The organism is Clostridium sp. UBA6640 (assembly GCF_002455975.1).
In the GTDB taxonomy this organism is placed as follows: Bacteria; Bacillota; Clostridia; order Clostridiales; family Clostridiaceae; genus Clostridium_J.
The window spans coordinates 120419-126535 of the sequence record NZ_DKLM01000015.1 but is presented as its reverse complement, the minus strand read 5'-3'; the positions used below and the strand labels follow the sequence as shown (position 1 = coordinate 126535).

The following is a 6117-nucleotide window of genomic DNA, read 5'->3' as shown; positions in this document are numbered from 1 at the left end:
TTTTTTATGGAAATTAAAATCATGAATAAGTTAAATGTTCATTAAGGAGCCATATATAGATATCCTAGGTGAGAGGTTAAAATATATTTTAAAAAAATAAGCTTTCTATAAAAATAGCTTAAATCCTTAAAATCAAGAATAGTGGGCTTTTATTATGTAAGTTAAAGATATTTCTTATACAGATGAAGAGATATCTTTAATTTTATATGGATAAGATAATATACTATGTTTACAATTAAGAATGATAAAATAAACATATATTTAAAAAGATAATTAAAACCATTAAGCTTTCAGTTTGTTGTGGAGGGAAATATGAATTTATTTGTTATAGGGGATGTTCATGGATGTTATTTAGAGCTTAAAAAACTTATCGAAGAACATTGGAATAGTAAGAATGAGTTACTTATCCAAGTTGGAGATTTAATTGATAGGGGAAGTTTTTCACCTAAAACTGTAGAATATTGTAGAGAATTAAAAAAAGAGTTTCCTAGTAATGCAGTATTTTTAAAAGGAAATCATGAATTTGAAATTATATATCATTTCTTAAATGAACCTAATGAAAATTGGCTAAGACAGTGTGGATATGAAACCCTAGAGCAATATAAAAGTAAGAATAAAAATCCAATTGAAGATGTAAATTGGTTTTTAACTTTACCTTTATATTGGGAAAATGAGAATGTATTTATAAGTCATGGAGGACTATCTGAAATTGCTTTAAATTGTTTTGAGGAAACAGATCCCCATGGGGTTCTATGGAACAGAGGGAAAGTAAAAAATATAAACAAGTTACAAATAATTGGACATACTCCCTGTGAAAATAGAGAACCTATTTATAATGAGGAAGAGAATTCTTTGAATATTGATACAGGAGCGGGGTATAAAGATGGAGTTTTAACTGGCGTTAAATTAAATGAAAAAGGAGAAATATTAAAAATTATAAAGATTAATACTTAATATTATCTAGAGAATTTTTCTTTTTATTTTAAGATATTTAACTAGCTTCATTGAATGAATAAAAGGATTTTAGAAGAAACTATGGAATTTATTTATAACAGGAATTTAAAATATTAAAAATAAAAGGAGAATGAACATGTATTTTGAAAAAGCAGGAAGAGAAAATACTACAAAAACAATTGAACTTGCAGTTAAAACTGCAAAGGAAAGAGGAATTAAAAATATAGTTGTGGCTTCCAATGCAGGAGACACTGCTTTACTTTTAAAAGATAGTGGATTAAATGTAGTAGTTGTTACTCGTGTTAATGGTTTTAAAGAAGCTGGTATTCAAGAAATTAGTGAGGAAAGAATGGAAGAATTAAAGAGCTGTGGATTTAAGGTATATACAAGCACTCACGTATTGTCTGGTGCTGAAAGAGCCCTTTCAACAAAATTTGGAGGAATTTCTCCTGTAGAGGTTATGGCTTATAGTTTACGTATGTTTGGACAAGGTGTTAAAGTGGCAGTAGAAGTAGCTACAATGGCACTAGATGGAGATACTATACCATATGGAGAGGATATAATTTCTATAGGTGGCTCAGGAAAAGGTGCAGATACGGCAATAATATTAACTCCAGCACATGGTTCAGCCATACTAGATACAAAAATTAAAGAAATAATCTGTAAGCCATATAAATTTTAATAAATTCCTTTATTTAATAAAATTTACAAAGTGTAATAAATGTTACAGAAATATTTGCCTAAAAGTAATAGAATTATGTAAAATAAGAATTTTACTTTGGGGGTATTTTTATGGCTAATATTAATAATTTAACTAGACAACATATTGAAATCTTAGAGATGATTTATAATATAAAGGAACTTATAAATAAAGATTTAGAAGTGGAATGCAGTGAAATTGCCAAAAATATAAATTTACTATCAGGAAAGCTAAAAATTCACTTAGAGAGTGAGGATAAATTTCTATATCCAAACTTATTAAAAAATGAAAATGAAAAAATTAGAGATACAGCTAAGTGTTATATTGATGAGATGGGAGATATACTTAGCATATTTAATAACTATAAAAATCAATTCAATACTAGGAGTAAGATAATTAATAATAAAGATAAATTTATTATTAATACAAAAGTGACTTTTGACAAAATAGAAAAGAGGATGGAAAGAGAAGATAGAGAGCTATATAAATTACTCTAAGATGTATTAAATAAATAAGTTGAATATACAGAAATAAGATGTTAATATTGACTTATAAAGAAAATATTTGCACAGGGGAGCTAGTAAAACTGGCTGAGAGTAAAAGTGATACTTTTAGACCCTTAACCTGAACTGGATAATACCAGCGTAGGAAGTGTGTTTGGGATATTTAAGTTTATCCTATATTTATGCTGTAAACATAAGCACAAATCCAAAACTGGATTTGTGCTTTTTTATTTTAAAATATTCATTTAATTTGAGAAGTATCTTAAATTAAATAATTAGCTATGCACAATAAATTTAAAAGGGGGAATCTTTATGAAAACTAAAAAAATAGTATTATCTGCTATGTTTATTGCTATAGGTGTATTAGGTTCATCTATTTATATTCCTATGGGTGTTGCAAAGTGTTTTCCTGTACAACATGCTATAAATGTTGTATCTGCAATTGCACTGGGACCCGTAAATGGAGTAGCTATAGCCTTTTGTATATCACTACTTAGAAATATTTTGGGCACAGGAACCTTACTTGCTTTTTCAGGCAGTATGGTAGGGGCAGCTTTAGCAGGTTGTTTTTATAAGAAGACAAAGAAAAATTTCATGGCAGTAATAGGAGAAGTAATAGGGACAGGGATACTAGGAGCGTTATTATCCTTCCCTATAGCTAAACTAATTATGGGAAAATCAGTAGGGGCTTTTGTTTTTATAATACCTTTTGGTGTAAGTACAGTGGTAGGAAGTGTAATTGCCTATCTTTTAGTTATGGTATTTGAAAAAACTAAAGTTATGAAAACTATTTAATCTTTAAAAAATAAGTAGCTGTAATTATAGAGCAAAGTTTAAGGTTTAAAGGTATCAATTGATAATTAAAGATTTATAATTGTTAATTTTAAATAATTGTTTAGAATAAGGGGGAACAAAGTTTGAGTGAGTATAAATATATAGAAGATGCATTTGAAAAGGGAGGTACTATTTTAGGGCTTATAAAAGATAAAAAGCCATTAATACACCAAATAACTAACTATGTAGGGTGCAATGATTGCGCAAATATAACTTTAGCCTTAGGAGCTTCACCAATAATGAGTGAAGATGCAGAAGAAGTAGAGGAAATAGTATCTCAGTCTTCAGCACTTCTTATAAATATAGGTACGTTAACAAAAGATACACTAAAATCTATGATATTGGCAGGAAAAAAAGCCAATAGTTTAAATATACCTGTAGTATTAGATCCTGTAGGAGTAGCTGCATCTAATTTTAGAAAGAGTTCTATTGAAGAACTATTAAAGGAAATCAACTTTTCTGTAATTAAAGGAAATCTTTCAGAAATCAAAGCCTTATGTGGACTTAAAACAAATTCTAAAGGGGTAGATAGTGAGGAAAATGAAGAGGGGATTGATTATATAAAAGAAGGGAAAGTTTTGGCTGAAGCTTTAAGCTATAAATTAAATTCAGTAATATGCATAACTGGAAAGATAGATATTATCTGCTATAAAGGTATATGTTATGCAGTAGAAAATGGACATAGCATTATGAGCAAAGTTACTGCCATGGGATGTATGATGGGAGCTGTAATTGCAACATTAGTTTCTGTAACTAAAGAGCATTTAATATCTACCCTAATAGCAACAACATTAATGGGGATTTGTGGTGAATTAGCTGAAAGAGAGATAGAAAAAGGAATTGAAGGTAGTGGAACTTTTAAAATAAAATTGTTAGACCAAGTATATAATTTTTCAGAGGAGAAATTATATACAAATCAAAGAGTTTATAAGGTGTAATTAACAGATTTTATTAAAAGAAGGAAATTATAAATAAAATTAACATATAATTCTGTCTTATAAGTTGTATTTGTATTCAATAATATATATTATAAAGATAGGGATAATTTAGTTTATACAGTAGTGTAAACTAGTAAAATTAGAAATTATTTTTATAATGGAGGATTTACTATGAACTTAAGAGAAACAGCATTAAAATTCCATAAAGATTTTCAAGGGAAAATTGCACTTCACTGTAAGGTACCGGTAAATAATAAAGAAGATATGACATTAGCTTATACACCGGGAGTAGCAGAACCTTGTATGGAAATAAACAAAGATTATGATAAGGTTTATGATTATACATCAAAAGGAAATTGGGTAGCTGTAGTAACTAACGGTACTGCTGTATTAGGTCTTGGAGACATAGGAGCAGCAGCAGGACTACCAGTCATGGAAGGAAAAGCAGTATTATTTAAAGCTTTTGCAGGAGTAGATGCTTTTCCAATATGCCTTGATACAAAGGATAGTAAAAAGATAATAGAAACAGTTAAATTAATGGAGAGTTCATTTGGAGGAGTTAATTTAGAAGACATAAAAGCTCCAGAGTGTTTTGAAATAGAAGAAGAGCTTAAAAAAATATGCAATATTCCAGTATTTCACGATGATCAACATGGTACAGCGGTAGTTTCATTAGCTTGTTTATTTAATGCAGTAAAATTAGCTAATAAGAAAATGGAAGATATAAAAGTAGTTATTAATGGTGCAGGTGCAGCAGGAATAGCCATAGCAAAATTACTTATAAAATTAAATGCAAAAGATGTAATACTTTGCGATACTCAAGGAGCTATATACGAAGGCCGTACGGTAAAAATGAATAAATATAAAGAAGAGATGGCTAAAATATCTAATAAAGATAAAGAACAAGGATCTTTAGAAGAAGTTTTAAAAGGTAAAGATGTATTTTTAGGAGTATCTGTGGCTAATTGTGTTACTAGTGAAATGGTTAAAGCTATGAACAAAGATGCTATAGTTATGGCAATGGCAAATCCTAATCCGGAAATATTACCTAACATTGCAAAAGAAGCAGGAGCTAAGGTTGTTTGTACTGGTAGATCAGATTTTCCAAACCAAGTTAATAATGTACTAGCTTTCCCAGGAATATTTAGAGGAGCTTTAGATGTTAGAGCTTCAGAAATAAATGACGAAATGAAAATAGCTGCAGCTAGAGCTATAGCTGAAATTATTACTGATGAAGAGTTAAATGAGGATTATGTTATTCCAGAACCATTTGATTTGAGAATAGCACCTAAGGTAGCTGAATATGTGGCAAGAGCAGCTATAGAAACTAAAGTAAATAGAATAGATGTAAAACCAGAAGAAGTTTATGAAAAAACTAAAAGAATAATAGAAAAATAGGAAAAAGGCTTCTATGAAGCCTTTTTCTTATTTTATATTAATATGAAACAAAACAATAAATTTTATAGAATTATGAAAAATTAGTATTCAATCAAAATTTCCTTTAATAAATCTGGGCAGTTTGTAATAATTCCATCTACTTTCATATCTATAAGTTTCCTCATATAGTTAACATCATCTACTGTATAAATATTAATTTCTAAGTTGTTTTTATGAGCTTTTTCAATTAACTCTTTTCTTAGACCTTTATATGGTAGGTGGAGAGCATTATGTTTAATTGGATATAAATATTCATCTACATCTTTAATTTTTTTCTCAAATAATAATCCAGTGCGAATATTACTATTAAGTTTTTTACATTTATTCATTGAATCATGATTAAAACTAGATAGAATTACCTTATCCTCTATACCTTCTTTCATTATATGAAAAAGAAGTTTTTCTTCTATATTCCTATAATAGATTATAGAATTTTTAATTTCAAAATTAATTTTAATATCTTTATTTTTTGTACATTCTATAAGCTCTTCTACAGAAGGAATTTTACATTTAGAGAATGCTTTATCCTTAAAACTTCCAGCATCAAGTTTTCTAAGCTCATTATAGGTATAATTTTTTACAAGCCCTATACCATTAGTAGTTCTATCTAAGTACTCATCATGTATAAGTACAAGTACACCATCCTTTGTCATTTGAACATCTGTTTCTATTCCGGTGCAGCCCATCTCTATAGCTTTTTCAAAGGCAACAATTGTATTTTCTGGATAATACATACTGGCTCCTCTATGTA

The 6117-nt window shown here is 28.7% G+C and carries 7 protein-coding genes and 1 riboswitch; of the genes, 6 read left to right on the top strand and 1 reads right to left on the bottom strand.

Annotation, left to right across the window (positions count from 1 at the left end; all coding sequences use genetic code 11):
• Positions 1-312 precede the first annotated feature (312 nt).
• From B2W91_RS02135 to B2W91_RS02110, 6 genes are all read left to right on the top strand, one after another.
• Positions 313-954: a metallophosphoesterase family protein gene (locus B2W91_RS02135; protein ID WP_291578620.1), complete on the top strand. Its 642-nt coding sequence runs from the start codon at positions 313-315 to the stop codon at positions 952-954.
• A gap of 136 nt (positions 955-1090) precedes the next feature.
• Positions 1091-1636, top strand: a complete 546-nt coding sequence (locus B2W91_RS02130) for a pyruvate kinase alpha/beta domain-containing protein (RefSeq protein WP_291578619.1) — start codon at positions 1091-1093, stop codon at positions 1634-1636.
• A gap of 110 nt (positions 1637-1746) precedes the next feature.
• Positions 1747-2151: a hemerythrin domain-containing protein gene (locus B2W91_RS02125; protein WP_291578617.1), complete on the top strand. Its 405-nt coding sequence runs from the start codon at positions 1747-1749 to the stop codon at positions 2149-2151.
• A 63-nt stretch (positions 2152-2214) separates the two neighbouring features.
• A riboswitch (TPP riboswitch) is annotated at positions 2215-2322 on the top strand.
• 147 nt (positions 2323-2469) lie between these two features.
• Positions 2470-2952 (top strand): energy coupling factor transporter S component ThiW, encoded by a 483-nt coding sequence (thiW, locus tag B2W91_RS02120; protein ID WP_291578616.1) that lies wholly within the window; start codon positions 2470-2472, stop codon positions 2950-2952.
• Between the two features lie 122 nt (positions 2953-3074).
• Complete coding sequence (thiM, locus tag B2W91_RS02115) at positions 3075-3929, top strand: hydroxyethylthiazole kinase (protein WP_291578614.1); 855 nt, start codon at positions 3075-3077, stop codon at positions 3927-3929.
• Positions 3930-4100: 171 nt separating this feature from the next.
• Positions 4101-5327, top strand: a complete 1227-nt coding sequence (locus B2W91_RS02110) for an NAD(P)-dependent malic enzyme (RefSeq protein ID WP_291578613.1) — start codon at positions 4101-4103, stop codon at positions 5325-5327.
• An 80-nt stretch (positions 5328-5407) separates the two neighbouring features.
• Here the strand turns inward: B2W91_RS02110 and B2W91_RS02105 are convergent.
• Positions 5408-6117: glycerophosphodiester phosphodiesterase (locus B2W91_RS02105; protein ID WP_291578612.1), on the bottom strand; the 710-nt coding region annotated here is incomplete at its 5' end.